This window comes from Guptibacillus sedimenti (assembly GCF_028610665.1).
Lineage (GTDB): Bacteria > Bacillota > Bacilli > Bacillales > Guptibacillaceae > Guptibacillus > Guptibacillus sedimenti.
The window spans coordinates 507,953-534,161 of the sequence record NZ_JAQQWV010000002.1; the positions used below are offsets into that span (position 1 = coordinate 507,953).

Here is a 26,209-nt window from a genome sequence, read left to right on the forward strand (position 1 = left end):
GGGGGGGAGAATCGTATGACGTTCGCATATGTTCAATGGGGTGCACAGAAAGTGAAGTTAAGCTGGAACGGCAAAACCGCTCCAGATGGAATTGTGACAAGCGCTCATGGATTCTGTTTCAATAGAAATCAACTTCTTCTCGTAAATTTGAAGCAAAGAGGTTGGGACTTTCCGGGAGGTCATATTGAAGCAGGGGAATCACCTGAAGCTTGTTTGGCGCGTGAAGCAATGGAAGAAGGATATGTGAAAGGCGTTAGTCAATTCATCGGTTCTTTATCGGTCGACCATAGCGAAAATCCGAACTGGAACGAACAGAGCGCTTACCCTAAAGTGGGGTATCAACTTTTCTATCGAATGGAAATTAGAGAGGTGCTACCTTTTGAGGCTGAACACGAATCAATTGATCGTATCTTTGTCGATCCCTATCAAGTAGGAGCCTACTACAAGGGATGGAATGAAGTCTACCAGGCCATTTTAGAAGCTGCACTAAAATTGGAGGAGAAGTAGTGAAGAAAAGATGGCGGCTCTCATTCATTTTGGCAACCGTTCTTATTTCGAGCTGCTCTGCTAATGAAAACAAGGTAGCCGAAATAGAACCAGCGCCTGAGTCTGAATATGCGAGAACATTTGATGAGTTAGTGCTTGGTACCCTATTTGATTTTAAGCTTGAAGTACAAAATGCGGATCAAAGATGGGTGAAGCTGTGGGTTGAACGCTATCAAGATGGGAAGAAGGATGATGATTCTGTTGTGGATCTTATTTATGGTGAAAGTTTAGATGAGACAGATGAAGGTCATGTAGGATTCGGAATCATCAATTCAGAAACAGATGAACCATTGTACTTTTTATATGCACCAGATATAAAATTAAATCCCCAGAAAAGCAATCAGAAAGCTAATTTAGAAAGTTCGATGTCGACTTGGGAATATGCGTTTAAAGATAAAAAAGTACCACTAGCATTAGATGAAGAAAAAATACTAGCGGCGTATCGGAGTACAACGTCAAACCAGATGAGGACGGTTGATATGAGTGATCCGAATGATGTGAAAAAGATGATTCAAGAAGACAGTGAAGTGTTACTACTTAAAATCCTCATCACTGAAAATAAGGATGCTCTTTATTAAGAGGCGAAGAGTGGTTTATTGGCCAAATTTTCAGGATATTGGCCAAAAAAGAAATATATTGGCTAAAATGAGATTATATTGGCCAAATCTCACTTTTATTGGCTAACATGAAAAGCTGCCGAAAATTTGGCGGCTTTTTCCTCTGTTATTTTCCATTTCATGGTTGCGCGCTATGTCATTAACTGATATATTACATTTAATGATATATCATTAAACGATATAAGTTTGGAGGAACCTCATGCCAAGGAATGATTCTCTTGATGTAGGAGAGCTAACGGACACGTCTTATTATATTCTTCTATCGCTCATGGAGCCGAAACACGGCTATTTAATTATGAAGTCGATTGAAGAGTTAACAAATCACAGCGTAGTGATCGGACCGGCGTCCATGTATACGACGATCAAAAAGCTTCTTGCGGCCGGTTTAATTGAGCTCTTCGATAAAAGTGAAAAGAAAAAAGTGTATGTAACAACAAAAAAGGGTGTCGAGCTAGTAAGGAAAGAAATTGAACGGAAACGTATCATGATTCAACACGGGGAAGCGATACTTGAAAACAAGGGAGAGTGAGAGGTGTGGGGAAGAAAAAATACGTAATCAGCAGTGGGTTAGCTTTTTCGGAAGAGAAAGAGATGGCAAAGCTGAGCGAATATGCTCAAAAAGGGTGGTTATTTGAGAAGTTTGCTTTTCTGGGATTTGTATTGCGAAAAGGAGAACCACAGAATCTCATCTATTCTCTAGACTATCAAAAAGAAGCTGATGAGGAGTATTTTAGTTATTTTGAAGAAGCGGGGTGGACGTTTGTTTGTTCGGTCGGAAATGAAATGCACGTATTTTCAGCAGCTCAAGGAACACCTCCAATCTATTCTGATAAAGAATCAACGAAAGAGAAATATGAGAGGGAACGTCAGTCAATGAAAAAAGTTGCCATCCCAGCGCTTTTGCTTACGCTTGTTTTCATATTGTTGTCATTTAGTAGTCAGAATGGTTATCTTCCATCGATTGTTGGCCAAATCAGTGAGTTTAGTAGTTATGCTACTTTTATTATGCTGATATTTACTGGAATGCCTTACCTTGCTTATCGCTATAAATTGAAGAAATTAGAGAAACAAGATTTCTAATCAAGGAGAGGAGCCTGCTGATGTCTAGCGTGCTAGAGGTAAAAGGACTTGGTAAGCGATTTAAACATGGAGCAATCATTGAAAATCTTTCCTTTCAAGTTAAGAAAGGCGAGATTATGGCGATTCTTGGACCAAATGGAGCTGGAAAGTCTACGACAATTCGCTCAATTTTGGGGATTTTATATCCCGATGAAGGAGAGATCTTTTATCAAGGAGAGTCTATTAAAAAAATCCCTCCGGAGCGGATTGGGTACTTACCTGAAGAGCGTGGTCTTTATAAAAATGTAAAAGTAATCGATATCCTCCTTTATTTTGCAGATTTAAAAAATTATCCTATTCAAAAAGCCAAACAACGTGCCAGGTTTTATTTAAAAAAGTTTGGTCTAGCAGATAAAGAGAAAGTGAGAATGGAAGAATTATCGAAAGGAATGGGGCAAAAAATTCAGTTCATCGCTTCCATCATTCATGAGCCAGAAATCCTCATTCTTGATGAACCATTTTCAGGTCTGGACCCTGTTAGTCAGGAACTTTTCCAAAAAGAAATCAAAGAATTGGCCGAACTAGGTACTGCGATTTTACTTTCCTCTCATCAAATGAATCTTATCGAAACGTTAGGAGACCGGCTTTTATTTATACATAAAGGAAAAGAGGTAGTGACGGGCTCAATCCATGATGTGAAAGCACAGTTTTCGAATTACAAATGCACGATTCGTGGAGAAAATACCCGCTCCTTACTAGAAGCGATTCCTATGGTTGACCGAATTGAGCAAAAAAACAAGACGTCGATTCTATTCCTTGAAAAGGAGGTAGAGCTGACCAGGTGGTTGAGCACTCTTCCGAAAAAATTAGACATTCAAGAACTTCGACTTGATCGAATCTCTCTACATGACATTTTTGTCAGCATCGCAAGTGGCAGAAAGGACCTGGCCTATGAAAAATAGTTTGAAAGTTGCGAAATGGGAGTTTAAGCGGAACATGACCAATAAGTCTTTTTTGATCTCCGTTTTTATGACACCTATCATTATCATATTGTTTAGTTTTTTACCTTCGATGATATCAGGGGGATCGAACTCCAATGGGATGACTTCATTGTTGAACGCCCGTTTGCTGCCCGGAATTGTTTCCGGTAGTATTTTTCTCTCAGTCTTGTTAACAGGCATGCTGATATTTCAGAGTGCTTCTCAAGAGAAGAAAGAGAAAGTGGCTGAAATTATTTTATCGTCAATGGATCCACACGAATTAATGGAAGGAAAAATCATCGGCTATTTTTTGCTTGGAGTATCACAGGTGTTGATTTGGCTGTTCTGTGCTCTTCCATTTTTAACGTGGAAATTAGGAATGGATATTCTGAAATATTTGTTTGTACCAAAAACGATCGTATTGGTTTTCATTGCACTGCTTGGTTACTTTTTATTTGCAGCGTTACTCGTTGGTCTAGGAGCAACAGTTGAAGATGTAACCACATCAAGTAATTTTCAAGGAACGATTATGATGGTGCCTTTCTCCTTTTCGCTTTTCATTCTTCCTGTATTAGAAGAGCCGAATGGAATAGTCGCAACGATTGGTTCTTATATTCCGTTCACAGCTACGGGCACATTGATTTTCCGTCTTTCTCTACTGGAAGTATGGCCATGGGAAGAGATCATTGGGTCAATTTGTCTCTTACTTCTAACTTCCTGGATCTGCATGAAGGTGGCAGGTAAAATCTTTAAAGTTGGTATCTTAATGTATGGAAAGAATGCTAGTCCACGTGAGATTTGGAAGTGGATGAGGGCTTAAGGGATAGGTGTGAGTGGTTTATTGGCCAACATAAAAAGCTGCCGGAAATCCAGCAGCTTTTTTAATTCCATCTCAAGTTTAAGCGAAATAAATCCGCTGTCCGTTGCAGAGAGACAGTTGTTTGTAAAGGGGGTCAGGTACGTACCTGACCCCCTTTACTCCCCTTCTTACTTATCAACCGCGAGACCTGCGCCATTGTAAAAGGGAGGGAGGATTTTTTGCGATAGGCGAGGTATTTGCGTTCCCAGGTGTGAGCGTATTTTCCTTTGAACTTCCGCAGGCCCTGAAAGTGATAGAAGATATGGCCATGAAGGAAGATTTGAGCCGCGATTCGTTCACTTAGGAAAGAAAATTTGGATTGACCCACATTTGCAAGTGGAGCCATGCCAAGGTTAAAAGACTGATAGCCTTCTGCTTTGGCCCATTCAAATAATGAAAGAAACATAACGTCCATTGTGCCAGACGGGGCACCGTGTATGAAGCGCATTAAATCGACAGAAATGGTTTTATTTCCATCGTAGACTGGCATAAGACTAGTAAAGGCGATAATCGTATCATTTTCTTTCATGATGGCGATCTCCGACTTATTTAAATAATCAACGTCAAAGAATCCTAACGAAAACCCCTTTTCATTCCTTCCTTGTAGCCATTCATCCGATACGTTTTTTAGTTTATTCAATAGCGCTTCACTATGAGGAGGTGTTGCGATTTCAAACAGATAATGTTCACGTTCAAATTTGTTTTTAACTGCGCGCAGCGCCTTCATTCTCTTACCGGATAAGGTGAATTGCTCTAAGTCAACGAATGCTTCTTCACCAAGTTTAAAAAAGCCAAACCCTTTTTCGTGTAAAAGTGGAAGCAAGTCATTGCTCACTTCATAGAAGACTGGCGTAAAGCCTTGAATATCTGCAAGCTGTTGAAACTCATCAATTGCAGTTGAAAAGTCGTTTTCCTCACCGACTGGATCACCAAGGACGACAAGTTTATCAGACGATTGTTGAAAGCTTAGGAATACCGTACGCTTGGCATTCCAGAACAGCGATTTATCGTGTAAGAATACTAAATGCGTTAACGTATTGCCGCGATAGGTTGTTAAGTGCTCGAGAATGTGAGGATCTTGCTTAGGCTCGGAATTCTGGATTGGATTTTTAGGTTTAATTACGGCGTTTCCAATAAGGAAGACGAGTAGCGCAATCAATAATCCGATTAATGCACTGTAAAACAACGTGTGGTAATCCGTAATCAGATAGGGCATCACTTGAGACGGAATCGCGTTCGTTGATGACGGCAAGCTCATGTACCCAATTAAGACATACATCGACGTAATGAAAAGAATAACGAGTGCATCAATAATCGTTTTGCTCCATGTTAAAACATAGCTTTCACGATAAAAGCGCGTTCTTGATAGATAGAGAATAAAGGCAACAATTAATAGGAAAATAGCTTCCTCATAATCAATCCCTTTCGAAAATGTAAATGCAGCCGCGCAGAAAAGCACAACGATCGTCAGGTAATAGGCTCGTTTCACTTTGTATTCAATGCCTCTCGATAATCCAAGTAGCGCAAAGCCTGCTCCGACAGAAAGCTGGTGTGAGAGATTAACAAGAAACGGAATCGAGTGCATTTCCTCGAGAATTTTTAGTCGGTCAATGATTCCGGGTAAAGCAGCAGATAAGAGTAGGATTAATCCCGATACAAAGACTAACAAAGTGATGAGTACGTGGCTCAGTCTTTGCACGAGTGCGATCGGGAGGTTATCCCAGTTCGTATTCCACTTTTCCCAATAGTCTCTAACGAACAGAATCATCGCTAGTAAGAAAGGGAAGAAGAAGTAACCAACGCGAAATAAAATGAGCAGAAAAAGCACCTTTTCATTTTGTAAACCAATTAGCTGACTGCCCCAGATGAAAGTGAGATCAAACGATCCGAGACCTCCAGGAATCATACTAACAATGCCAACACATGCAGCGATCACAAAGAGTGGGAAAAGGTCATGAAATGAAATGCGTAAGTCAAGCATCGTCGCTAATAGCCAGATCGCAAGAAACGCAAAAGTCCATTCAAGGAATGATACGGCAATGAGCTGAAGCCTCGTTTTCGTGCCAAAAGAGCGCGTCCGGTAGTTGTTCCACAAGAACGAAAAAATGAGAACAGGTAAATAAAGTCCAACGATGATTACAACCAAATAGAGCCAGGGAATTTCTTTTAGTAAGGGGCTTTCTCTGTAAGTGATCATCGTGATTAGCGCAAGAAGAGATAGACCAGTTAAATAAAAGTAGGTCATGTTTCCAATGCTCTTTGATAGTTCACTGTGATCGTCCTGCTCCGTTTGATAAAAATAGTTTCGAAGCATGCTGCTAACGATACCACCTGACCCAATCAAATTTGAAACGGCATTCACGATAAACGATTGCTTAAGAAGTTGTTTCATTGGAAATGTTTTTTGCAATGATTTCAAAATCAAAGAATCATATAAAAACATTGGACTAACCGCAGCCATTGTAATGAGTAACACGAGAAAAAGTTTTCCTATATTAAACTGACTTACTTCATTTAATAGAAGACTTACATGAACGTCTGATAGAAATGCCGTGATTTGAATGGCAGAGAGTACAAAAAGAAAAGCTGGTAAGAGTAATTTTAAATAGTGAAATAAAATGGTGTGTAAAATTGGTTTCATAGTTCACTCCTTTCATATGATTTTACAATATTTTTATGAAGATCATGCAGAAAAATGAAAAAAGATGATCGGTAGTCCATTTTCTTTCATACAAAAAACCGTTCAGAGGAGTTCCTCTGAACGGTTTTCTTTACATCTCATCTTGCGCTGGTTTCTTTCTTCTAAATCGATAGAACACGAGGTAAAGCATCGGCACCATAATCAGTGTGAGTACAGCTGAGAAGAGGATACCTGAAATGATCGTAACCGCAAGTGGTGTAAAGAGGGCATCGCCACTTACAGCAACTGGGATTAAGGCCACGATTGATGTGATGGCTGTAAGAATAATTGGGCGCAGACGTACACGTCCAGATTCAATGACAGCTTCTTTCACATCCATGCCTTTCTTAATGGCTTGTTCAATAAACTCAATAAGCACAACTGAGTTCCTTACAACAATACCTGTGAGTGAGACCATACCCATCACACCAAGGAAGCTGATCGGCGTTTGTGTAACGAATAGACCAAGGATCGCACCTGCAATCGCAAGGTATACCGCAACGAGTACAAGGAACGGTAGCGATAGTGAATTAAATTGTAGCGCGATTAACAGATACACTAAGAACAGTACGATAATGAAGAGAACGGTAATTTCCGCAAAGAAATCATTTTGTGCTTCATTTTCACCGCCAAGTGTCATGCTGTAATCCGCATCATCAAGCTGATCACGCTGATCTTCCACAATCTCCGTTACATTTTCTTTATAATTCTCCTCGTTTTTAGGGAAGGCACGAAGCGTAATCGAGCGTTCGCCATCAATGTGAGGAATCTTTTGAATTTGTTCACTTTCTTCTGTTGTGACAAGCTCGTCTAACGAAATCAGTTCAGGAGGTCCGCCTGCAGATGCAGCCGGTAGCTCAAGACTTGAGAGATCAACTTCATCTTCGCTTCCTTCAAGCACGATGTTCATGTCGCGTTTCACAACGCCGTTATCAAATGCTTTTAGTGGAATGCCTGCTGTTGCTAGACGAATTTGCTGACTAACCTGATTCACTGTAATGCCGTTTTCTTCAAGTGCATCACGATCTGGAACGTATTCAACTGAAGGTTCAAAGTCACCTACGTCATCAACGACAAGATCTGTTTCAAGTCCTTCAATTTCATTCTTTAGGTTATCTCGAAGTTCAATTAGCTTATCAATTTCTGGCCCAGAGACGGTGACGGTCACAGGTGCACCTGCTGGAGGACCTTGCTGGATCGTTTCCATAAAGATCTCTGCATCTGGATATTCATTTCTTAATTTATCTGTCCAATCGTCAATGAGACCTTGCGTCGTTTGGTTCTCGCGATCAACGCGAGCGACGATTTGGCCAGTATTTTCACCGGTGCTCGTTAGGGAACTATTAAAGAGTCCCGGCGTACCTGTTCCGGTAAAGACGCTTGTTTCATAAACGCCGTCATCTGTTTTTAATCTGTCTTCAATTTCTTGAAGCGTATCGTGCGTTTCCTCAATTGGGGTTCCAATTGGTAGGGTAATATCTACCGTTACTTCTTCCTTATCTGCTGCCGGGAAGAATTCAAACGGTGTTAACACAACTAATCCAAAAATGGCGGTTGTAAGAACTAGGCCAAGAATAGAAACAAGGATCGGTTTTTTAGAAAAATTCTTTAGAAGCTTATCGGCATAAACATCAGCTAGTTTATTTAGCGGTTTTCCTAATAACCCTGGTGCATCTGACATTGGCTTCTTCGATCGTTTGCTTAAGAAGTAGCGTAAAATCGGTACAAAGATTAGTGCGACAAGCGTTGATGCAATGATTGTTGTAATCAATACCGTAGGCAAGGCACGAATAAAGGCTCCGTTTCCACCTGATAAGAAGATAAGCGGAAGGAACGTAAAGACAATCGCAAGAGAAGAGGTGACGATCGAAACCCAAATCTCTTTAACGCCATTCACAGCTCCCATCATACCTTTGTCACCAAGTTTGTATCTTCGCTGGATGTTATCATTGATTACGATAGAGTCATCGACGATAATCCCGAGTGCGATGATTAACCCGATTACGGAAATCTGGTTAAGGTCCACATCAGCGAACGGCAGAGGGATAAAGCCCATAAGGACAGAGATTGGAACTGCTAGTGCAACAACAAGTGCACCAGATCCAGAAAGTCCAAGGGAAGTTGCTACAATAACGGCTAGAACAGAAATCGCTAGTGATAAGAACAAGCCATCAAAAATATCTGTTACGATCGAGGCTTGTGAGTAATAAGGCTCAAGTTCAACGTTAGAAGGGAGACCTTCTGATAATTCATCCACCTTATCACTTACACGTTCATCAACAGTAGGAATATCCTCACCTGATTTAACATAAGCCGTGAAGGATACGGAAGGCTTTCCTTCAAATGTGATGATATCTTCAAGTTCTTTTGGACTCACTTCGACTGTCGCGATATCTTTTAAGTAAACCGCGTCGCCATCAGGGTTTTTCCCAACAAACAGCTCTTCCATCTCGTCAAGAGAGTCATAATTTTCGACAGAAAGTTGAACGACTTTATCGTCCATTTCCTGTTTTCCTAAAGGCGTTGGGTAGTACTCATTGTTAATCGCACTTTGAACGTCGGTTACGTTCAGTCCAGAATCCTTTAGTTCATCTTGCTTTAATTCAATTAAAATTTGTTCTTCAGGCAGTCCTTTGATTGTTACGCCGGAAACGCCTGATAATTCTTCTACTTCATCTTTCCAGCGGTTTAACTCTTCCTGTAAGGAGAAGAGATTGTCGCGGTTATCGCTTGTTAGATGATAGGAAACAATCGGCATTTTCGCCGTTGATTCGTTCACATCCGGTTCGAAAGCTTCTTCTGGGAAAGAAGTAGAGGCATCTGAAACGGCCTGGCGAACGTCACTAAATACTTCTTTTTTACTTTCGCCTTCTGCGACTTCAACCACAATGTTTGAAAAGCCAGCTGCAGAAGATGATGTGACTTCTGCTATCCCATCGATTGAACTAAGTGATGACTCGATTGGGTTCGTTATCGATCGTTCAACCGTATCCACCGTGGCACCAGGATAAACCGTGCTAATCGTTCCGATATTCACCGTTGTTTCTGGAATTTCACGTTGTGGAAGTTGAATAAATGTAAACACTCCAACAATGACAAATAATAGGATAAAGATAATGAAAAGCTTGGAGCGTTGTAAAATCCATTTCAGCATAGAAGAGCCTCCTCTGTTCATTTTCGACTGGTCGGTCAATCTGATGTCATTTATACCCCATATTTGTTGAAATATAAAGTTTTAATGTGTTTGACTCAATAGTCATTTTTACGGATATCAGTTTAGAAGTCAAGAAATGAGTGTGCTTGAAAATGGATTTCAGAGAGAAATTGTGTCTAACCTATGATAGAGCAAGGTTCTTCTAAAAAATAGCAACCTAACTCTTATCACAGGACACACTGTGACTATCATTTCACTCATGAAGTAGTGTATTCTGTTGAAAGAAGACATCGAGGTGAACGATATGGATAAACGAAAGGCAATATTAGAGGCGGCTGTTGAATTGATCGCAGAGAAAGGCTACACCCACACGTCGATGCAGCAAATTGCGGATAGCGTAGGTGTGTCTAAGGGATCGCTTTATACATTTTTTCCGTCAAAAGAAGATTTAATCATTTCGATTTATGAACATTACCAACAGCTTGTATTTGAACGGGCTTTTGTCGTGGGGTTAGATGGGAACCTGCCCCCATATGAACGGTTCGCGAAACAGTTTCAAGTTCAATTTGAAGGTATATTAGAATACAAAGCATACATGAAAATGCACATGCGGGGAGAGTCGGCCCAAAGTAGTGAGAAGCTAGAAGGAATGGGCCATCGCATGAGAGGACGCTTGTTTAGCTGGTTAGAGAGAAATTTAGTCGAGTTATATGGAGATGAGATTGAACCGTATAAATGGGATTTAATGTGGATGACGCAATCAATCTACACGTCATATACCGGCTTAATGATTTCTTCTGAAAATGAACTTGCCCCTGATCAACTTGGTAAACATATTGTCAGGCAGATTGATATACTAGCAAAAGATTATCTCGCTGGAAAAAGTAATCCTCTTCTCGATGATGAGATGATGCGCCCGTTCTCTGTTGGAATGGATCGCGAAGGAGCGTTTACCTCATTTGAAAAAAGAGAAAACGCATGGAAAAGTCTTTATGAAAGCATTCATCAGCTCGATCAGTCGCACTACTATCTTGAAGTGACCGATCGTATTTCTGAAGAATCCAGGAAATCAAATCCTGATGAAATTGTGATGAGAGGCCTGTTTCAGTTGTTGAAAGCGGATGACGAACTAAATGAGAAAGCACAAATATTAGAAATGCAGCTCTTGCCTGGATCGGAACATTAGATAGATTATCTCCAATTGGTTTCGGGTAACTAGTTAATAGAGAGACGCGTTACACCAAAGGAGAGAAACAGGATGACGAAAACACCTACATCAATTAATGGAAGTAGCACATTTATTTCAATTGTATCGATAGCGGCAGGCTTTCTTGCGGCTATTATAGCTGGAAGCTTCCTTTCTGGAGCCATTGAACTTACAACGATCGAAATCTTTCCGATCTTTTTCCCTATACTTATCTGCGCGGTCGGCATTGTTCTTGGAGTGATCGCCTATCGCTTATCGAAAAGAAAACTAGCTGTAGCCGGAATTGCTGTAAATGCGGTTGTTCTGTTATTGCCATTAACATTTATTGTCGTGGAATGGTGATTGGATAGTGAGGGATTTCTTTAAGTTTCTATCCTTTATCTACAAACGTTAAATACTTATGAGAAACCCACCAAAGCGTCAATTGGTGGGTTTTTGGTTGTAGAGGGGTCATTTAGAGGGGTCAGGCTCGTGCCTGACCCCTTTGTAACTTTTATAAGAATGATCTCGTCTAGTAAAGAAAGGTCGTATCAATGGAAGGAGAAAGACTCCATGAAACGTGAGAAAATCTTGTTCGTTCTATTGGTTGCCGCTTTACTAGCAGGTTGTGGAAGTTTGGAAGAGAAGGGCGCTAACTCATCAAGTCAAAATTCCGAGCAAACGAGTGTAGAGACAGACGCAGAGACCCCTTTATCTGCACAGATTGATATGATCGCAAATGATGAGAAAATCATTGAAATGCTGAAGGAATCAGGCGAGATCCCAGAGAATGCCAGTGCTGCAGAAATTCAAGAGGTGTTAGAAGAGTATTTGAAGAAAAAAGCCAAATCTGCAGAAATCAATGATAAATCAAGTGAGAAATATATCGAGGATTTGAAAAAGGAAATTCAGAAAGATCTTCATAGAGAAAACAATTAATATACCCGCATAATAAACAAAAAACAAGGCGCAGCGATTTTCGTTGAGCCTTGTTTTTTTGAATTTAATGTGTCGAAGCGTTATCGCGAAAAAATAATATTAGTGACATGATTCGATACTTTAGAACTATGACTTTTGGTTGGTGATTGTCATTTTTCTAGTAAAATACGTTTATTTTAGCGGCGATTGCCGAAGATTGTGACTTTTGAATCATTCAAATTTTTCAGATAAAGGGATATAGTGAGATCATTGTAAAGTTATTGTAAAAAACATTTTTAGGGGGAATGAGAAATTGAAGGGGAAAAACGTATTGTCGATGGCGATGATCGCCGCGTTAACGCTAAGTGCATTTTCAACACCTAGCGCAAGCGCAGCGGTCCAAGCTGACACAACTCCAGTAAAGCAAGAAGTGAAGAAAGAATCGGTACATAAGGAAGGACCATTTGATCTCGCCATTGCAAATGAAGAGAAATTGATTGAGATGCTGAAAGAGTCCGGTAAAATCTCAAAGAATGCCTCAGCAGAGGATGCCGAACAAGCATTAGAAAGTTTTCTGAAAAAGAAATCAGAATCGCTTCAAGAAAAGGATTCTAGCGGTGAGTTAGAAGATGAAAAGCTTGAAGTTGAAGCTGATATTAAAGAAAAATTAAAGAATGGCAACAAAGATAAAGCGAAGGGGAACTATAGTAACGGTGGTAAAAATCTTGCCCCAGTCGTTGAGGAAGAATATGACGGAGACGTTCGCTCTGATAACGTCCTTGTTCTTCTTGTTGAATTCCCAGACTTTCCTCATAACAGCATCCAGCCAGAAGAGTCGGATATGTACTATGAGGATTATGTGAAAGAACATTATCAAGATATGATTTTCGGTGAAGACGGATATGAGGGGCCGAATGGTGAAAATCTCGTATCCATGAAGCAATTCTATGAAGAGCAAACAGATGGGGCTTATACGGTCAATGGTAAGGTTGCTGGTTGGTACATGGCTTCAAAAAATGCAGCTGAATACGGTGGTAACTATCCTACTGTTGAAGATAGTGATAAGAACGCACGTGGACTTGTGAAGGAAGCTCTTACGGCAGCTGCTCAAGATCCAACTGTGAATCTTGAAGACTATGATCAGGAAGATCGCTATGATCTGGATGGAGACGGAGACTTCCGTGAGCCGGACGGTTTGGTTGACCACTTAATGGTTGTTCACTCGGCTGTTGGGGAAGAAGCGGGCGGAGGTCAACTTGGACCTGACGCAATCTGGTCTCACCGTTGGAATCTTGGAGGAATTTTCCCAATTGAAGGATCTCCAGAACCAGAAGTCGATTACTGGGGTGAAGGCTCAATGTATGCCTACGACTACACAATCGAGCCTGCTGACGGTGCTGCCGGAGTATTTGCGCACGAATATGGTCACGATTTAGGATTACCTGATGAGTACGATACGCAGTATTCAGGTGAAGGAGAAGCCGTATCTTACTGGTCGATTATGGCTAGCGGTAGCTGGGCAGGTAAGATCCCAGGAACAGAACCAACTGGCTTTAGTGCATGGTCGAAGGAGTTTCTACAAGCTTCTCAAGATGGAAACTGGTTGAAGTATGACGAAGTAGATTTAGAGGACATTGATAAAAAAGGTTTAGAAGTTTATCTTGATCAGGCGAATACAAAAGGGACTAACCTTGATGCGCTTCGTATAAACTTGCCAGATAAAGAAACGGTCATTAACGAACCATTTAGTGGTGAATACGAATATTTCAGTGGAAGTGCCAATGATTTAGACAATTCAGCTGTGATGAATGTCGATCTCTCAAATGCTGCTTCTGCAGAGCTAACATTCAAAACATGGTATGACATTGAAGAAGACTGGGATTATGGTTCGATTCAAGTGAGTGAAGATGGGGAGGATTGGAATACAATCCCTGGTAACATTACAACTCAAACGAACCCGCATGATAGTAATCCGGGAGATGGCATTACGGGTAAATCAGACGGATGGGTTGATGCGTCATTTGATTTAAGTGCCTATGCTGGTAAAGACGTTCAGGTGAAAATCAATTACTGGACGGATGGTGCGGCAATTAACCCTGGTTTTTATGTGGATGATGTTCGCGTAACGGCGGATGGCGAAGAAATTTTCTTTGATGATGCAGAAGGCGAGCCGAAAGTTGAGTTAGCTGGTTTTACAAAGAATACAGGGCTAAAAGTTTCCGAGCATTATTACCTGCTTGAGTGGAGAAACCATGAAGGTGTTGATGAAGGACTAGGTCACATTAGTCGTGGCGACAGTATCATGTCATACGATCCAGGTCTTGTGGTTTGGTATGCTGATAATAAGTATTCCGATAACTGGACTGGTTTCCATCCTGGGGAAGGTTTCCTTGGCGTAGTCGATGCGGATCAGCATGAACTCTACTGGAGTGATGGAACTGTAGCGCAAACGCGTTATCAAATCCATGATGCAGCGTTCAGTCTCCGTAAAGATGAAAAAATGTTCATTGATTACAGTAATATTAATGGGCGCACAATGACGGATAAGAAAAATCAATTCGTTAAGTTCTTTAACGATAATGAAAGCTATTTGAATGAAGCGGTACCGGATGCGGGAAGAAATGTTCCTGAATATGGCCTTCAATTTAAAGTAACTGGTGAAGCAACGGATCGTTCTGTTGGGCGCGTATCGATTTCAAAAAAATAAGATAAGCAAAAAGGGAACGCTAATTAGGAGCGTTCCTTTTTTTGTTTCACACGACTGACTTTTTTTGAAGAAAGTAGTAACGTAAGGTTGACCGAGTGGTGCACCCCATCGTTTAAGATGAAGGAAGGAGGTAATGATGTACAAAATCGGTGAGTTTGCTGCATTAACGGGTTTGAGTAAGGAAACGCTTCGCTATTATGCAGAAGTAAATTTGTTAGATCCAGCCTATATGGATCCAATTAATAAGTATCGCTATTATGATGATGGTAGTTATTTCCTAGCGCTTTTATTAGGGAAGCTACGGCGCTTTGGATTCACAATACAAGAAATGAAAGCTGTGATGGAAGATGAGTCATTTGCTCATTTAGAAGATCTGTTGCGTTTTAAAAAAGCGAACATCGAAAATAAGATCAATGACCTTCACCTTCAGGTAACAGAGATTGATGAGTTTCTTAGATCAGGGAGGGATGACGAATGATACAGTGGCAGGAAGAAAAGGTAATCGAAGCACCGATCGAAACGGTTTGGGACTTATTTAAAGACGAGCATATTAAAGCGATTATGCCTAAAGTTGAAGAGCATGTGTTAATTGAAAAAGAAGAGCATGAAGTAGGGGCTAAGCATCGTCAAACATATCGTGAAGGAAAAAGACTGGAAACGTACACGGTTGAGACGCTTGCATACGAAGATCACGAAACGCTTAAAGTGAAGCGCATTTGCTTTGTTTTAGGAAAGGCGTTTGAAATCACGCTTGGCTTTACACTCCAAAAGTTGGGTGAAAACCAAACGAAATTCATTTATGAAGGACAAAATAAAGGAGTGAATTTTGTAGGTAGAGCCATGCTGAAGTTAAGTCGACCGAAGGATCAAATGAACGTTGTGCAAGAGTTTATGGACCGAGTGGAAAGCGAAGCAAAGAAGAGGGCTTAAATGTGAAGCCCTCATTTTTTTTACTTAAAATAGTTGCCAACTAATTCATCAAGGTGTTTAACAGTTTTTTGGTCAAGTTTCGGATCATCTCTGAGCGAACAAAGAACGCTCTCGATGAGAAACTTACGGGATTTCTTGGAATGGAGAAGCTCGTCCTTTACAAAATCTAATCGTTCAATTGCTTCATTATTTGATTCTGATAGATTAGCTTTTAATAAACGAATGGTACTAACGAGGTTAGAGTGAAACAATTGGTTACCCTCGGGAAACCAGTCGTCCATCTGCTCTGGCTTGTTTAGTTGTTGGTTTGCCATTGAAGCATCTTCCACGATCGTAACCATCCGATCCACGCTGTATTCCACGACTGGATAAATATCTGCACTTGCTCCATTTGCGATTGAATAATACTTGACATTATGGTGAAGTATCCCCAAAAACATGATCGCCCCATCCAATAAGTACGGTTGTTTTTCTTCGCCAAATAGCTCAAGAAACCGGTTGTAAACCCATCGAAGCATTCGTTTCTGACCCTCACGTAGGAAATGTTTTAAGTCTTCATCGTTTGAAACAAACACTTCTTCAAACAGGGTAATGAGCTTGTTTCTTTTATTTGTATTCATTTGCAGTTCAATTTGTTTCTTGAAAATCGTAAGGTCTGATGGATCCTGACCGATAAGCAGTTCATCCCGCTTTCGCTCCATCGATTCATAAAGTGCTTTAAACAGCGCGATTAACAGTTCGTTTTTAGAAGAAAAGTAGTTGTAAAACGTTCCTTTTGAAATACCGCTATACTCTAAAATGTCCTGGATGGAAGTAGACTGAAAGCCTCTTTCTATGAAAAGCTGATGCGCCATCTTAATAACGTGCTGTTTGCGATCGTTCATCGTATCACCTTTTGCTTCGTTATAGTCTTAAGTCAATATCATTACTTTTATACTGCCGGTATAAACCTGATCATACCTTACTTTTATAATTGAAACAAATCCTTTTAAATTGGGAAGAAATAATGATTGCAAAAGTTGAACTCATGGTATATGATATGAGAGATTTGAACCGATGGTATAAATAATTGAACTAAAGGTATATGGGGGTATAAAGATGAGTCAATCAGGTAAAGAGACGCCTCGTCCAAAGTACGGTATTCTTGCGATTTTGATTGTTGGCGCGTTTATCGCGTTTCTAAATAATACGCTGCTTAATATTGCACTACCGTCGATTATGGCGGATTTACAAATTGAAACCGCAACGGTTCAGTGGCTTACGACAGGATTTATGCTTGTGAACGGAATTATGATTCCAGCTACGGCCTTTTTAATTGAAAAATATTCGGTACGCCGACTCTTTCTTGTGGCGATCGGGCTATTTACGCTTGGTACTGTGATTGCCGGAATGGCGGAGATTTTCCCTGTCCTACTTGGAGGGAGAATGTTACAGGCTTCAGGATCGGCCATTATGATGCCGCTCTTAATGAACGTGATGCTTATTAGCTTTCCGATTGAAAAAAGGGGAGCGGCGATGGGTGTTTTCGGACTCATTCTAATGGCTGCGCCAGCGATTGGTCCAACGCTATCTGGGTGGATTATCGAACATTACGATTGGAGAATGCTGTTCCACTTTGTAACGCCAATTGCGATTTCAATCTTCTTGCTTGGGTTTTTCTTATTAAAAGATAAGAAAGAAAAGGTAAACATTCGACTCGATTTGTTTTCACTTATTTTATCAAGCGCGGGGTTTGGTGGTATTCTTTACGGCTTTAGTTCTGCAGGGAATAAAGGATGGGATAGTCCACAAGTGTATTTAACGATCGGGCTCGGGGTTATCTCACTGACAACCTTCATTATTCGACAGTCGAAGCAAGAGCGACCGATGCTAAACTTTACGATCTTTAAATATCCAATGTTCGCTCTTTCTTCTTCCATTACGATGGTAGTGAATATGGCAATGTTTTCAGGAATGCTGTTGCTTCCGATCTACGTACAAACGATTCGAGGCATTTCACCGCTTGATGCCGGTTTAATGATGCTGCCAGGAGCACTCGTGATGGCCTTTATGTCACCGATTACGGGTCGTTTATTTGATAAAATTGGTGGGCGTATTCTTGCAACAACTGGTCTTGCGATTACGGTTGTTACGACGTACCTGTTCAGTACACTGTCGATGGAGACAACGTATAACTACATTATGATTCTTCATGCTGTACGCATGTTCGGGATGTCGATGGTGATGATGCCGGTATCAACGAACGGGTTAAATCAACTGCCAGCTCGTTTTTATCCGCACGGTACCGCAATGAACAATACGTTAAACCAGGTAGCAGGGGCGATTGGAACAGCGCTTCTCGTAACGATTATGTCTAACCGAACAGAGTCTGCTGCAACTGATCTTGCGAAGGAAGCGGTAGCGGGTGGGGTTGATCCGGCTACACTTCAACAGCAAATTATGATGCAGGCGATGCTTGAAGGTATTAACTTCGCGTTCTTTATCGCTACCTTTATCGCAGGTTTAGCGTTTGTGCTTGCTTTCTTCATTAAGCGGGCTGGACGTGAAGAAGAAGTAAAGAAGCCGATTGTACCAGAGTCGAAGCCTGTTGATCTTGTAACAAACGCATAGTATAACTAAAAGGATGAAGCCGAAATGGTTTCATCCTTTTTAATTTATTCTTTTTCGAAATATTAGTTTATATCCTGTGTACCATAGCCAGTTAAAGTGAAATCGACATCAATCATTACTGGCAATTGAGCAAAAATACGATTCCAATCTTTATGATGCTTTTGCCAATAGGCAGGCTGTTTAATGCTTGTCCACGTACCAAACTCAAGGTAATCGAGCTTTTGCTCCTGGGCGATGGAGATGACGTGTTCCATCTGTTTTTTAACGACTTTTTCGCCTTGTTTTTTTAGCTCATCTTCCCAGCCTTCTTGAAAAACATCTCGCTTGATTTCCCAGTCTTCTGCAAGTCTCAGAGAGCTTTTTACTTTTAGCTGAATGGTCAGCTGTCCATCTTTTAACACGGGTTCGATGGAGGTGCTTGCTTTCATAATCTCAAGCACAGCTTGATCCGCCTCAGAATTTTTCTCTTTAATCGCTACTAACCCACCGCTCACTTCATTTGTGATCCATTTTAAACCGGCAATTTCTTCAGGAGTGAGCCAACCGACGATTTGCTCAGATTTATCGGAAATGATACCAGCACCAAGCAGTCGAATACGTCCTTTATTGATACCAACTTCTGGGATAACGAAGCTTGCGCCTTCAGTAATTTTTTTAGACACTTCTCCAAATTTAAGCGTATCTTGAACAAATAAACTTCGATCATGGTTTTGTGTCAGTTCTTTCAACTGAACAGCAGGAAACATTTCTTTCGTCGGTTCAATCGCAAGAATATCAGATGCGGATTCTTTCGTAATAAATATAGCCACAGTTCTCCTAAATTCATGGTCTCGTAGGAAGAAACTAATTAGCTGCTTTAAAGGCTCTTCTTTTAAAAGTCTTTCCGTCAGAACCATGGATTTTAAGTGCGTATAGTTTGGCGGACGATCCGTTTCAAGGGAGTTTTCACGGATGATTTGGAAGAAGTTGCTTCCGTTTAATGTGATGTTCTGATAAGGAGTTCCTCCTGAACTTCCGAACTGTGTCCCTTCGATATTGTTTGGAACAACGTACTGGTTAGTCATGGAAAAGACGTCTTCCTCTGATTCGTTGTAATCGAGTCCAATTCCCATGATCATGCCCAAATCCTCTATTTCATTGCTATCCCAGCACGCAGTAAGGAAGAGAAGTTGAAGAGAAAAGAAAATAAGCAAGCCCTTCTTCACTTCATCGCCCCCTTTCTGAATGTAAAGAGGAATAACAATAGAGGAATAGCGATTAAAGAAGCATATGATAAATAGTTTAAATAGGTGCCATATGAAAACAGCTCTGTAATGCCTGATGGTAGCAGCGAAAGCATGAGAATGAGCAACCCGATGATGGCATTCATTAGTAGCGATTTTTTACAGTTAACGGTTTTACAAACGCCAAGCATCGCAGAATAATAGTATGCAGTTAGGGTGGTGAAGATCGTGATAATCCATCCAAATAAAAAGAGAAGCTCAAATCTTTCAAAGAAAAACCCCTGGAATTCGATCGCTTTCGCCATTTCGATCGTTGGGAATGTGATCACCTTTAACTCTTCAATACTGAGAACACCAATGTTTAGTATGAAGAACAGGACGTAAATAAAGCATACGCTGCCGATGCTGATGCCTAGAATAAAGACAACTGGTTTCCAGCGTGTAAGGCGATATTGTCCTGATAGCACCATCAGAAGCTCATATCCTACGAACGAGAAAAAGGTGGAATTGACTCCTTTTAGCAGGTCAATTCCATCCATATATAGGATCGGTCGTAAGTGAGTCGGTTCAATATTTTTAATGCTAAGTAAGGTTAAGAGGAGAAACATTAACAAAATAAGTGGAAAGTACAGTTGTAAAAAGAGCAGGATGTTTGAAAGCCCTGTTGACACGAGATACATACAAGAGAGTACAAGAACAAGTAAAACAACGAATTTGGGTGTTTTATCAAGTAAGTAATAATTCACAATTTCAGCCATTGTTCGAATGATGTAGGCGGAAATCGCAATCGTGTAGCAAACGAAAATCAGATTGAGCAGCTTTCCAATCCATTTTCCTACTAATTCTGGCGCGATATCAAAAACGGTTTTCAACGGATATTTCTTCATTAACATAAAGATAAATAGCGCGTTAATGAAGGCGACGATCCCACCAAGAATCACACTAATCCACATATTGGGCTGTCCAACAATCGTAGCAGTTTCACGCGGTAACGTGACGATTCCAACACCAATGATAGTTGAAATAAAAAAGATAATGATGGGAAGAGAGTGCTGGTTGGTTTGCAATTAAATCCCCGTCCTTTTTCCCACACGGTAATAGAGCCGTATAAAGGAGTCTTTCCATTGTCTGAAATGAATGGGCGCAAATGGCTCCATATAAGGGCTCGAAAAGCTTCTAAGTTTAATAAGATGTGTCGTGACAATAAAGATCGCGATTAGCATGCCATAGACGCCAAGAATGGATGCAGAAAATAAGAAGAAAAAGCGAATCGTTCTGAGCGCAAGACTTAGCTGGTAATTTGGTATAGCAAAAGAACAGATCGCTGTAAATGAAATCACCATGACCATCATAGGGCTAACAATTCCTGAGCTTACGGCAGTTTCGCCGATAACAATGGCCCCGACGATGCTTACTGTTGAACCAATCGGTTTGGGGAGTCGTACCCCAGCCTCACGTAGAATTTCAATGGTAAGTTCCATAATAAAGGCCTCAATCACGGAAGGGAACGGAACGCCTTCCCTCGTCTTTGAGAGAGAAACCGCAAGACTTGTTGGAATAAGTCCATGGTGAAACGAAATGAGTGAAATATAAGCCGCAGGCAAGAGAACTGAGATCAGGGCGGTGAAATAGCTCAATAACCGAATGAGAGAGGCTGGAATCCATTTAAAGTAATAGTCGTCAGGTGTTTGCAGAAGCATGTTCAGTGTTGTGGGTGCAATTAATACCGTGGGAGAGCCATCTGTCATTAGAGCTACGCGCCCTTCAAGTAGCGCATTCGCTACTTTCGTTGGATGCTGAGTCGAGGCTAACTCAGGAAAAACAGAGAGAGGATTGCGTTCAATTAGCTGCTCAAGCACTCCTGCATCTGTAATATAATCTACCTCAATTTGAGTGATTCGCTCTCTCACTTCGTTAATTAATGTCTCGCTCGCTTTTCCCTGTAAGTATGTGATTGAAATCGACGTTACTACATCTTTCCCAACAAGATGCTGTTCAAATAAAAGGTCGCTCGTTTTTAAATGAGCTCGCAATAATGCTTTATTATCCTGAATGCATTCGATAAACCCATCTCGTGGCCCACTAATCGTCGGTTCATTCACCGGTTCATCCGGTGATCTCTTGACGGAATACGTCGTTTTTACAGAGTAAACGTGATCCTCAGTAGTATCCCGTGCAATAAGGACTGTGCATCCATCCATCAGGTGTCTCGAAATCGTACTGTGATCGTTAATATTATTCACCGCTGCCATTGGAATGAGGTCAGGAATATCGGTTGGGCTAATCTTCGTGTCTTCACTTGAAATCTTTAGTAGCGGACTAAGGATGGTTTTTTGAATAACCATGCGATCAGAAATATCATCTAGATACAACAGTGTTAGTGTGAGACCGTCGAGTTGAATCGTTTTCTGTTTTAAGTCTTCACTGTTATGGAACTCAAGCTTAATTTGTTCCTCTAGTAACGTAGGTGAAGAACGTCCGAATCGTCTTCTTTTCATATCAACATCACTCCGAAAATGATCTCTCTTTATCATTTGCTGAAATGATAAAACTATCCAGATGATGTTCTTTCTTTCAAAACCCTGTTAGGATATATGACCAATTTGTTATTTTCAATTTTCAAACATGGTACGATTTTGCATATGATACAGTCCAGAAAGAAGGGGATTCTGTGAAACGCCTTGTCGTAATTGGAAATGGACTTGCCGGCATTCAGTTTCTTGAACGCTTGCTTTCGATGAAGTCTTCTCGATTTGAAATAACGATTATTGGAAAGGAGCCTGCTTATAAGCGATATTTACTTTCGCGGATTCTGCAACAAGATGTTGCTGTTGAAAAAGCAGAATTAGAAGATGAAGATTGGTACAAACAGCGAGGGATTCGACTCATAGAGAATGAAACAGCGGTAATGATTGATCCACTCAGTCAACATGTGAAAACAGATAGGGGACGGAAGATCGCCTATGACACGCTTGTCCTTGCAACAGGTGCTAATCCGCACGTTCTTCCAGTGAAAGGAGCTGGAAAGAACGGCGTTATGACGTTCCGTTCTATGAAGGATTGTAAAACCTTAATGGATGCTTCGAAATGTTATCGAAAAGCAGCTGTAATTGGGGCGGGTGTACTAGGCTTAGAGACAGCGATGGGTCTTGTTCAACAAGGGATTGATACGACGGTTGTTCATCATCAACCAAATGTGATGAATCGACAGCTTGACCGACTTGCCTCTGAAATGCTACAAGAAGATTTAGAAAAATTAGGTATGAAATTTGCTTTATGTAAACGGACAAAAGAAATTAACGGTGACTCTTGTGCACAATCGCTCACTTTTTCTGATGGGACTTTGCTTGAATCCGATCTTGTTGTAATGGCTGTTGGCGTAAAGTCGAATGTGGAGTTAGCGAAAAAGAGTGGGTTGGAAGTTCACCGTGGTATCCTTGTCGATGACTATTTGCAAACAAGTGATTCATGTATTTATGCGATAGGGGAATGTGCAGAGCATCGTGGCGTTACGTACGGTGTGATTGATCCGATACTTGATCAAGCGGAACATTTAGCAGGTACGATTGCAGGGTGTCCGAAACAATACCGTGGTTCCATACCTTCAACAACTTTAAATATTTCAGGTATCAGCTTGTTTTCTGCAGGTCAAGTGCTTGAAACGGAGGATACGAGAACGTACCAATGGATTGATCCCATTCGTCACGTCTACAAAAAAATCGTGACCTTACATGGTCATGTGATCGGGGCAATTCTTTACGGAGATACTTCAGAAGCTGTCATTTTAGCAAAACTCGTTAGTCGTTTAGCGCCGGTTTCTGACATTCCTTCTAATCAACTTTTTCCTGAAGATAGGAAACGAAAAACCAATTTAACGCTTGTTCCAAGAAGTGATCAAGTCAGTCGAACAGCGCAAAGCTAGTGAAAAGACAATAATAGGTTTTGGGAGGATCAATACGATGCCGGTTCAAGCTGTCAAAATCAATGTCGGAAGGACGCGTGATCACGTTCCTGGTTTTGGTCGTGCAATTGATTTACTCCAGCTATCCATTGCGATTTTTTGTCTGCAGGATGGCACGTTTCGAGCGCTTCATAACCGTTGTCCGAAGGGCGGGGCCATTGTTAATGGAGAAATGTCGGGTCGGTTTATTACGTGTCTTGACCATCAGTGTTGCATAGACCTCTTTACGGGGAGTCTTCAATCAACTCTTGATAGAAAGGTCGAAACGTTTCCAGTTGAAGTAGAGGATGGGTTTATTTATGTCACACTAGAATAGCGTTTAGTTGAACAAATGGATGTGGTGCTGTACCCTCTATTTAAGATGAGGCTTAAGGAGATGGTAGAGGGATGGGACTTAAGAATAAAAGGATTGCCGTAACGGGTGGGCGAAAGGGAGAAGAGATTCGCACCCTTATCGAAAAACAGGGGGGAAAAGCGTTCATACGCCCCGCGCAGGGAACCGTCTTTACGAATGAAGCGCATGTTGTTCAATCAATACAAGAAATCATTGAAAACCCTCCGGAATTGTTGATTTTTACGACTGGTATGGGCGAAAAGAGAATGGCTGAGCTCGCGGAAGCAAATGGTCTAGGAAATTCTTATGAACAGCTACTTCGAACAGTACCAATTGCCGTTCGAGGTACGAAAACCCTCCAGCATTTTAAGCAAAAAGGCATTACACCAGGAACAGTAGCGGATCGTGGGACGATGAATCAACTCGAGCATTCGCTTACGATTGAAAATCAGTCCATTGCTCTTCAAATGCATGGAGAGAATGTGCCAACGTTTATTAAAACGCTTGAACAAGCAAATAATGAGGTTCGACCCATTTATCCGTACGAACACACGCCTCCTGAAGAAGCGGTGGTCGAACAATTGGTTGAGGAGATCGAAAGTGGGCTGCTTGATGCGGTGGCATTTACAAGCGCCATCCAGGTACGGTACTTTTTTGACTATGTTGAAAATAAGAACAAGAAAAACGTGATCCTGTCTCTTTTCGATGATCAGATTCTTCCTGTAGCGGTGGGTGAAGTGACGGAAGAACAGTTGAAAGAGCGCGGAGTTAAGCACGTCTTAACACCAACCACACCACGTATGGGCGCGATGGTGATGGCGATGGCCAAATATTATCAGGAATAAGAAATAAACCAAAAAGCCGTCTTCCAAATTATAGGATGACGGCTTTTTGTATGGATTTAATTTGTTTGATCAGCGAGTTTCACGAGGACGTGAGACATATGCTGACGTTCTTCCTCGTTCGCTACGTTCCATAGTTCGTTTAATACTTTTTCTTCACGGTTACGTGGTTCTTCATGCTTCGCTAGATAGTCTGCAACGCGCTTAGCGCCTTTTGATAATCCTTCTTCACCAAGACCGAGTTTTTCGCCTTTATGAACCTGGTCCCCTAGGTAGTCTTTGAAGGTTTTGAAGTTCTGCATAATATCATCTTTCTTATCCTCACTCATATGTGCTGCTGCTTGTTTTGGATCTTTCTCTGCCATTTCACTCATCTCCTTTAGTGATGTTCATTCGCTTGCTTTTTCGAAATTATGCTTTTTTCCAATAAGCCGACTCTTTGCTGGATCGAAGGGGAGGAAAGGTTTCTCCGCTTTGAAGGCTAATGTGCTTCTCATCTTCTGTTGGATTGCTATTGTTTCCGTTTGTTAAGCCATCAAACTCATACTTGCCGTTTTCTGGAGCCTTTTCACCTGTCTTGTAACGATCTGCCATTTCACTCATCTCCTTTGTTTGTTAAGTACATAGGGTATGTAACCGGAAATGAGAGGCATTAAACCCAATAAATGGGTTGTTAGCATATTGAATGTGCTGTTAGGGTTTTGTAGTGGTTAAGTGGGAGGATTTCAATATAGAAAAAACTAGTGATCTCCCAATCTCTTTTGGTTATTTAAAGATTCAGGTAGTCTCCTTCTCTAATCTCATATCGTTCAATCGCTCCTGCTGGCAATTCGAGAGTTGCATCAGCACCTTTGACAGGAAGGACAATTCTCCAGGGCTTAAGGTTAGGAACGACTTTAACGACCTCGTTTTGTTCACTTAGGAAGACAACATCGATCGAAAAGAACATAAAACACATATGGATGGCGTTACAAGGTGTGATTAGAAGCGCTTCCTCGTGAAGAGGGCGTGTCCGGAACATTAGCCCTTTTAGTCGTTTTCCAAACGTATTCGCTTTACTGATCGTAAGTGGTAGTGTTCGATATAGAATACTTTCGTTAGTTGTAATCATGACAATTCTCCTAATGAATGACTTTTCTTTTACTATATTACAAGCGGTTTTTAACCTCAATAGAGAATATAGACCTATATAATTTGTAAAAAAAAGAAAAAAGGACTAGACAAATTCGCTATAACGAATTATTATGAAGTTAAGGTTGTTCTTTAAAAAGAACAAAGTGATTTAAAGCGAACACTATACTGAACAAAGCATGTGAATGATAGTGTTTGAAAGGAGCTGGAGCAAACATCTCAGTACCATTAAAGAACAGTTGATAACTTGGTAGTTATGATTTCATTCATACATTTAAAAAACAAAATCCTAAGGGGGAAAAAATGATGTTGAAAAAAATGGAGCAGTTTGTAAGAGAAGAAGAAGGACAAGGTATGGCAGAGTATGGATTGATTTTGGCTGGTGTAGCTGTGGTGGCAGCAGCGATATTTGTAACACTTGGAGGGAAAATTAACACTCTAATTCAATCAGTTATAGATAAATTATAAAATT

General features: G+C 40.9%; 26 protein-coding genes. 17 read left to right on the plus strand and 9 right to left on the minus strand.

All coding sequences use genetic code 11. The features are described 5' to 3' along the window. The first annotated feature begins 15 nt into the window (after positions 1 to 15). The 6 genes from PQ578_RS10975 (at position 16) to PQ578_RS11000 (ending at position 4,022) form a co-directional block, all read left to right on the plus strand. Positions 16 to 507, plus strand: a complete 492-nt coding sequence (locus PQ578_RS10975; protein WP_273834341.1) for an NUDIX hydrolase — start codon at positions 16 to 18, stop codon at positions 505 to 507. Beyond that, a complete protein-coding gene (locus tag PQ578_RS10980; protein WP_273834342.1) occupies positions 507 to 1,124 on the plus strand; it encodes a hypothetical protein in 618 nt (205 codons plus the stop codon). Before PQ578_RS10975 ends, PQ578_RS10980 begins: the two co-directional genes overlap by 1 nt. A 238-nt stretch (positions 1,125 to 1,362) precedes the next feature. Continuing rightward, positions 1,363 to 1,692, plus strand: a complete 330-nt coding sequence (locus tag PQ578_RS10985; protein ID WP_273834343.1) for a PadR family transcriptional regulator — start codon at positions 1,363 to 1,365, stop codon at positions 1,690 to 1,692. A gap of 5 nt (positions 1,693 to 1,697) precedes the next feature. Then, positions 1,698 to 2,243: a DUF2812 domain-containing protein gene (locus PQ578_RS10990; protein ID WP_273834344.1), complete on the plus strand. Its 546-nt coding sequence runs from the start codon at positions 1,698 to 1,700 to the stop codon at positions 2,241 to 2,243. Between the two features lie 20 nt (positions 2,244 to 2,263). Further along, positions 2,264 to 3,184, plus strand: coding sequence for an ABC transporter ATP-binding protein (locus PQ578_RS10995; protein WP_273834346.1), 921 nt, complete (start codon positions 2,264 to 2,266; stop codon positions 3,182 to 3,184). Then, the gene (locus PQ578_RS11000; RefSeq protein WP_273834347.1) at positions 3,174 to 4,022 is read left to right on the plus strand and encodes an ABC transporter permease; all 849 of its coding nucleotides are present in this window, start codon (positions 3,174 to 3,176) and stop codon (positions 4,020 to 4,022) included. Before PQ578_RS10995 ends, PQ578_RS11000 begins: the two co-directional genes overlap by 11 nt. A gap of 133 nt (positions 4,023 to 4,155) precedes the next feature. On the opposite strand, the gene mprF is transcribed toward PQ578_RS11000, so the two are convergent. Beyond that, a complete protein-coding gene (gene mprF, locus PQ578_RS11005; protein WP_273834348.1) occupies positions 4,156 to 6,702 on the minus strand; it encodes a bifunctional lysylphosphatidylglycerol flippase/synthetase MprF in 2,547 nt (848 codons plus the stop codon). A gap of 130 nt (positions 6,703 to 6,832) precedes the next feature. Next, complete coding sequence (locus PQ578_RS11010) at positions 6,833 to 9,895, minus strand: efflux RND transporter permease subunit (RefSeq protein WP_273834349.1); 3,063 nt, start codon at positions 9,893 to 9,895, stop codon at positions 6,833 to 6,835. Between the two features lie 304 nt (positions 9,896 to 10,199). Between PQ578_RS11010 and PQ578_RS11015 the strand changes: the two genes are divergently transcribed. From PQ578_RS11015 to PQ578_RS11040, 6 genes are all read left to right on the plus strand, one after another. Further along, entirely contained in the window at positions 10,200 to 11,081 is an 882-nt protein-coding gene (locus PQ578_RS11015; protein ID WP_273834350.1) for a TetR/AcrR family transcriptional regulator, read from the plus strand. A 72-nt stretch (positions 11,082 to 11,153) separates the two neighbouring features. After that, positions 11,154 to 11,444 (plus strand): hypothetical protein, encoded by a 291-nt coding sequence (locus PQ578_RS11020; RefSeq protein ID WP_273834351.1) that lies wholly within the window; start codon positions 11,154 to 11,156, stop codon positions 11,442 to 11,444. A gap of 210 nt (positions 11,445 to 11,654) precedes the next feature. Next, positions 11,655 to 12,020: a hypothetical protein gene (locus PQ578_RS11025; protein ID WP_273834352.1), complete on the plus strand. Its 366-nt coding sequence runs from the start codon at positions 11,655 to 11,657 to the stop codon at positions 12,018 to 12,020. A gap of 316 nt (positions 12,021 to 12,336) precedes the next feature. Next, a complete protein-coding gene (locus PQ578_RS11030) occupies positions 12,337 to 14,706 on the plus strand; it encodes an immune inhibitor A domain-containing protein (RefSeq protein WP_420541557.1) in 2,370 nt (789 codons plus the stop codon). A gap of 136 nt (positions 14,707 to 14,842) precedes the next feature. Next, positions 14,843 to 15,184 (plus strand): MerR family transcriptional regulator, encoded by a 342-nt coding sequence (locus tag PQ578_RS11035; RefSeq protein WP_273834354.1) that lies wholly within the window; start codon positions 14,843 to 14,845, stop codon positions 15,182 to 15,184. After that, positions 15,181 to 15,636, plus strand: a complete 456-nt coding sequence (locus PQ578_RS11040) for an SRPBCC family protein (RefSeq protein WP_273834356.1) — start codon at positions 15,181 to 15,183, stop codon at positions 15,634 to 15,636. Before PQ578_RS11035 ends, PQ578_RS11040 begins: the two co-directional genes overlap by 4 nt. A gap of 20 nt (positions 15,637 to 15,656) precedes the next feature. Here PQ578_RS11040 and PQ578_RS11045 read toward each other — a convergent pair whose 3' ends face one another. Beyond that, positions 15,657 to 16,520 carry a TetR/AcrR family transcriptional regulator gene (locus tag PQ578_RS11045; RefSeq protein ID WP_273834357.1) on the minus strand — a complete coding sequence of 288 codons (864 nt, stop codon included), beginning with the start codon at positions 16,518 to 16,520 and terminating at the stop codon, positions 15,657 to 15,659. Positions 16,521 to 16,734: 214 nt separating this feature from the next. Here PQ578_RS11045 and PQ578_RS11050 point away from each other — a divergent pair, with 214 nt between their 5' ends. Then, on the plus strand, positions 16,735 to 18,246 hold the full coding sequence (locus tag PQ578_RS11050; protein WP_273834359.1) for a DHA2 family efflux MFS transporter permease subunit: 1,512 nt from the start codon (positions 16,735 to 16,737) through the stop codon (positions 18,244 to 18,246). A 62-nt stretch (positions 18,247 to 18,308) separates the two neighbouring features. Here the strand turns inward: PQ578_RS11050 and PQ578_RS11055 are convergent, their stop codons facing one another. Genes PQ578_RS11055 through PQ578_RS11065 form a run of 3 tightly spaced genes read right to left on the minus strand, consistent with a single transcriptional unit; the run spans position 18,309 to position 21,967 of the window. Continuing rightward, a complete protein-coding gene (locus tag PQ578_RS11055; protein WP_273834361.1) occupies positions 18,309 to 19,451 on the minus strand; it encodes a Ger(x)C family spore germination protein in 1,143 nt (380 codons plus the stop codon). Next, a complete protein-coding gene (locus PQ578_RS11060; protein WP_273834362.1) occupies positions 19,448 to 20,536 on the minus strand; it encodes a GerAB/ArcD/ProY family transporter in 1,089 nt (362 codons plus the stop codon). The genes PQ578_RS11055 and PQ578_RS11060 overlap by 4 nt, the downstream gene beginning before the upstream one ends. After that, on the minus strand, positions 20,537 to 21,967 hold the full coding sequence (locus PQ578_RS11065; protein WP_273834363.1) for a spore germination protein: 1,431 nt from the start codon (positions 21,965 to 21,967) through the stop codon (positions 20,537 to 20,539). It lies immediately after the preceding gene. A gap of 173 nt (positions 21,968 to 22,140) precedes the next feature. On the opposite strand from PQ578_RS11065, the gene PQ578_RS11070 reads away from it, so the two are divergent. The 3 genes from PQ578_RS11070 to PQ578_RS11080 all read left to right on the plus strand — a co-directional run bounded on the left by PQ578_RS11070 (position 22,141) and on the right by PQ578_RS11080 (position 24,609). Further along, positions 22,141 to 23,391 (plus strand): NAD(P)/FAD-dependent oxidoreductase, encoded by a 1,251-nt coding sequence (locus PQ578_RS11070; protein ID WP_273834364.1) that lies wholly within the window; start codon positions 22,141 to 22,143, stop codon positions 23,389 to 23,391. A gap of 37 nt (positions 23,392 to 23,428) precedes the next feature. Next, positions 23,429 to 23,746 (plus strand): Rieske 2Fe-2S domain-containing protein, encoded by a 318-nt coding sequence (locus PQ578_RS11075; protein WP_273834365.1) that lies wholly within the window; start codon positions 23,429 to 23,431, stop codon positions 23,744 to 23,746. Between the two features lie 71 nt (positions 23,747 to 23,817). Next, complete coding sequence (locus PQ578_RS11080) at positions 23,818 to 24,609, plus strand: uroporphyrinogen-III synthase (RefSeq protein ID WP_273834366.1); 792 nt, start codon at positions 23,818 to 23,820, stop codon at positions 24,607 to 24,609. A gap of 56 nt (positions 24,610 to 24,665) precedes the next feature. Here PQ578_RS11080 and PQ578_RS11085 read toward each other — a convergent pair whose 3' ends face one another. The 3 genes from PQ578_RS11085 to PQ578_RS11095 form a co-directional block, all read right to left on the minus strand. Next, positions 24,666 to 24,980, minus strand: a complete 315-nt coding sequence (locus tag PQ578_RS11085) for a DUF3243 domain-containing protein (protein ID WP_273834368.1) — start codon at positions 24,978 to 24,980, stop codon at positions 24,666 to 24,668. A gap of 37 nt (positions 24,981 to 25,017) precedes the next feature. Continuing rightward, positions 25,018 to 25,200 (minus strand): YjzC family protein, encoded by a 183-nt coding sequence (locus PQ578_RS11090; RefSeq protein ID WP_224878887.1) that lies wholly within the window; start codon positions 25,198 to 25,200, stop codon positions 25,018 to 25,020. 175 nt (positions 25,201 to 25,375) lie between these two features. Next, a complete protein-coding gene (locus PQ578_RS11095) occupies positions 25,376 to 25,717 on the minus strand; it encodes a DUF192 domain-containing protein (protein ID WP_273834370.1) in 342 nt (113 codons plus the stop codon). A 326-nt stretch (positions 25,718 to 26,043) separates the two neighbouring features. On the opposite strand from PQ578_RS11095, the gene PQ578_RS11100 reads away from it, so the two are divergent. Beyond that, entirely contained in the window at positions 26,044 to 26,205 is a 162-nt protein-coding gene (locus PQ578_RS11100) for a Flp family type IVb pilin (protein ID WP_273834371.1), read from the plus strand. The last annotated feature ends 4 nt before the right edge of the window (positions 26,206 to 26,209 follow it).

Coding starts and splice junctions, on each gene's coding strand:
- PQ578_RS11015 (WP_273834350.1), top strand. CDS start 10,200: ATGGATAAACGAAAGGCAATATTAGAGGCGGCTGTTGAATTGATCGCA.
- PQ578_RS11010 (WP_273834349.1), bottom strand. CDS start 9,895: ATGCTGAAATGGATTTTACAACGCTCCAAGCTTTTCATTATCTTTATC.
- PQ578_RS11095 (WP_273834370.1), bottom strand. CDS start 25,717: ATGATTACAACTAACGAAAGTATTCTATATCGAACACTACCACTTACG.
- PQ578_RS11090 (WP_224878887.1), bottom strand. CDS start 25,200: ATGGCAGATCGTTACAAGACAGGTGAAAAGGCTCCAGAAAACGGCAAG.
- PQ578_RS11045 (WP_273834357.1), bottom strand. CDS start 16,520: ATGAACGATCGCAAACAGCACGTTATTAAGATGGCGCATCAGCTTTTC.
- PQ578_RS11030 (WP_420541557.1), top strand. CDS start 12,337: ATGGCGATGATCGCCGCGTTAACGCTAAGTGCATTTTCAACACCTAGC.
- PQ578_RS11020 (WP_273834351.1), top strand. CDS start 11,154: ATGACGAAAACACCTACATCAATTAATGGAAGTAGCACATTTATTTCA.
- PQ578_RS11025 (WP_273834352.1), top strand. CDS start 11,655: ATGAAACGTGAGAAAATCTTGTTCGTTCTATTGGTTGCCGCTTTACTA.
- PQ578_RS11100 (WP_273834371.1), top strand. CDS start 26,044: ATGTTGAAAAAAATGGAGCAGTTTGTAAGAGAAGAAGAAGGACAAGGT.
- PQ578_RS10975 (WP_273834341.1), top strand. CDS start 16: ATGACGTTCGCATATGTTCAATGGGGTGCACAGAAAGTGAAGTTAAGC.
- PQ578_RS10995 (WP_273834346.1), top strand. CDS start 2,264: ATGTCTAGCGTGCTAGAGGTAAAAGGACTTGGTAAGCGATTTAAACAT.
- PQ578_RS11080 (WP_273834366.1), top strand. CDS start 23,818: ATGGGACTTAAGAATAAAAGGATTGCCGTAACGGGTGGGCGAAAGGGA.
- PQ578_RS11085 (WP_273834368.1), bottom strand. CDS start 24,980: ATGAGTGAAATGGCAGAGAAAGATCCAAAACAAGCAGCAGCACATATG.
- PQ578_RS11000 (WP_273834347.1), top strand. CDS start 3,174: ATGAAAAATAGTTTGAAAGTTGCGAAATGGGAGTTTAAGCGGAACATG.
- PQ578_RS11040 (WP_273834356.1), top strand. CDS start 15,181: ATGATACAGTGGCAGGAAGAAAAGGTAATCGAAGCACCGATCGAAACG.
- PQ578_RS11065 (WP_273834363.1), bottom strand. CDS start 21,967: ATGAAAAGAAGACGATTCGGACGTTCTTCACCTACGTTACTAGAGGAA.
- PQ578_RS11075 (WP_273834365.1), top strand. CDS start 23,429: ATGCCGGTTCAAGCTGTCAAAATCAATGTCGGAAGGACGCGTGATCAC.
- mprF (WP_273834348.1), bottom strand. CDS start 6,702: ATGAAACCAATTTTACACACCATTTTATTTCACTATTTAAAATTACTC.
- PQ578_RS11050 (WP_273834359.1), top strand. CDS start 16,735: ATGAGTCAATCAGGTAAAGAGACGCCTCGTCCAAAGTACGGTATTCTT.
- PQ578_RS10985 (WP_273834343.1), top strand. CDS start 1,363: ATGCCAAGGAATGATTCTCTTGATGTAGGAGAGCTAACGGACACGTCT.
- PQ578_RS11035 (WP_273834354.1), top strand. CDS start 14,843: ATGTACAAAATCGGTGAGTTTGCTGCATTAACGGGTTTGAGTAAGGAA.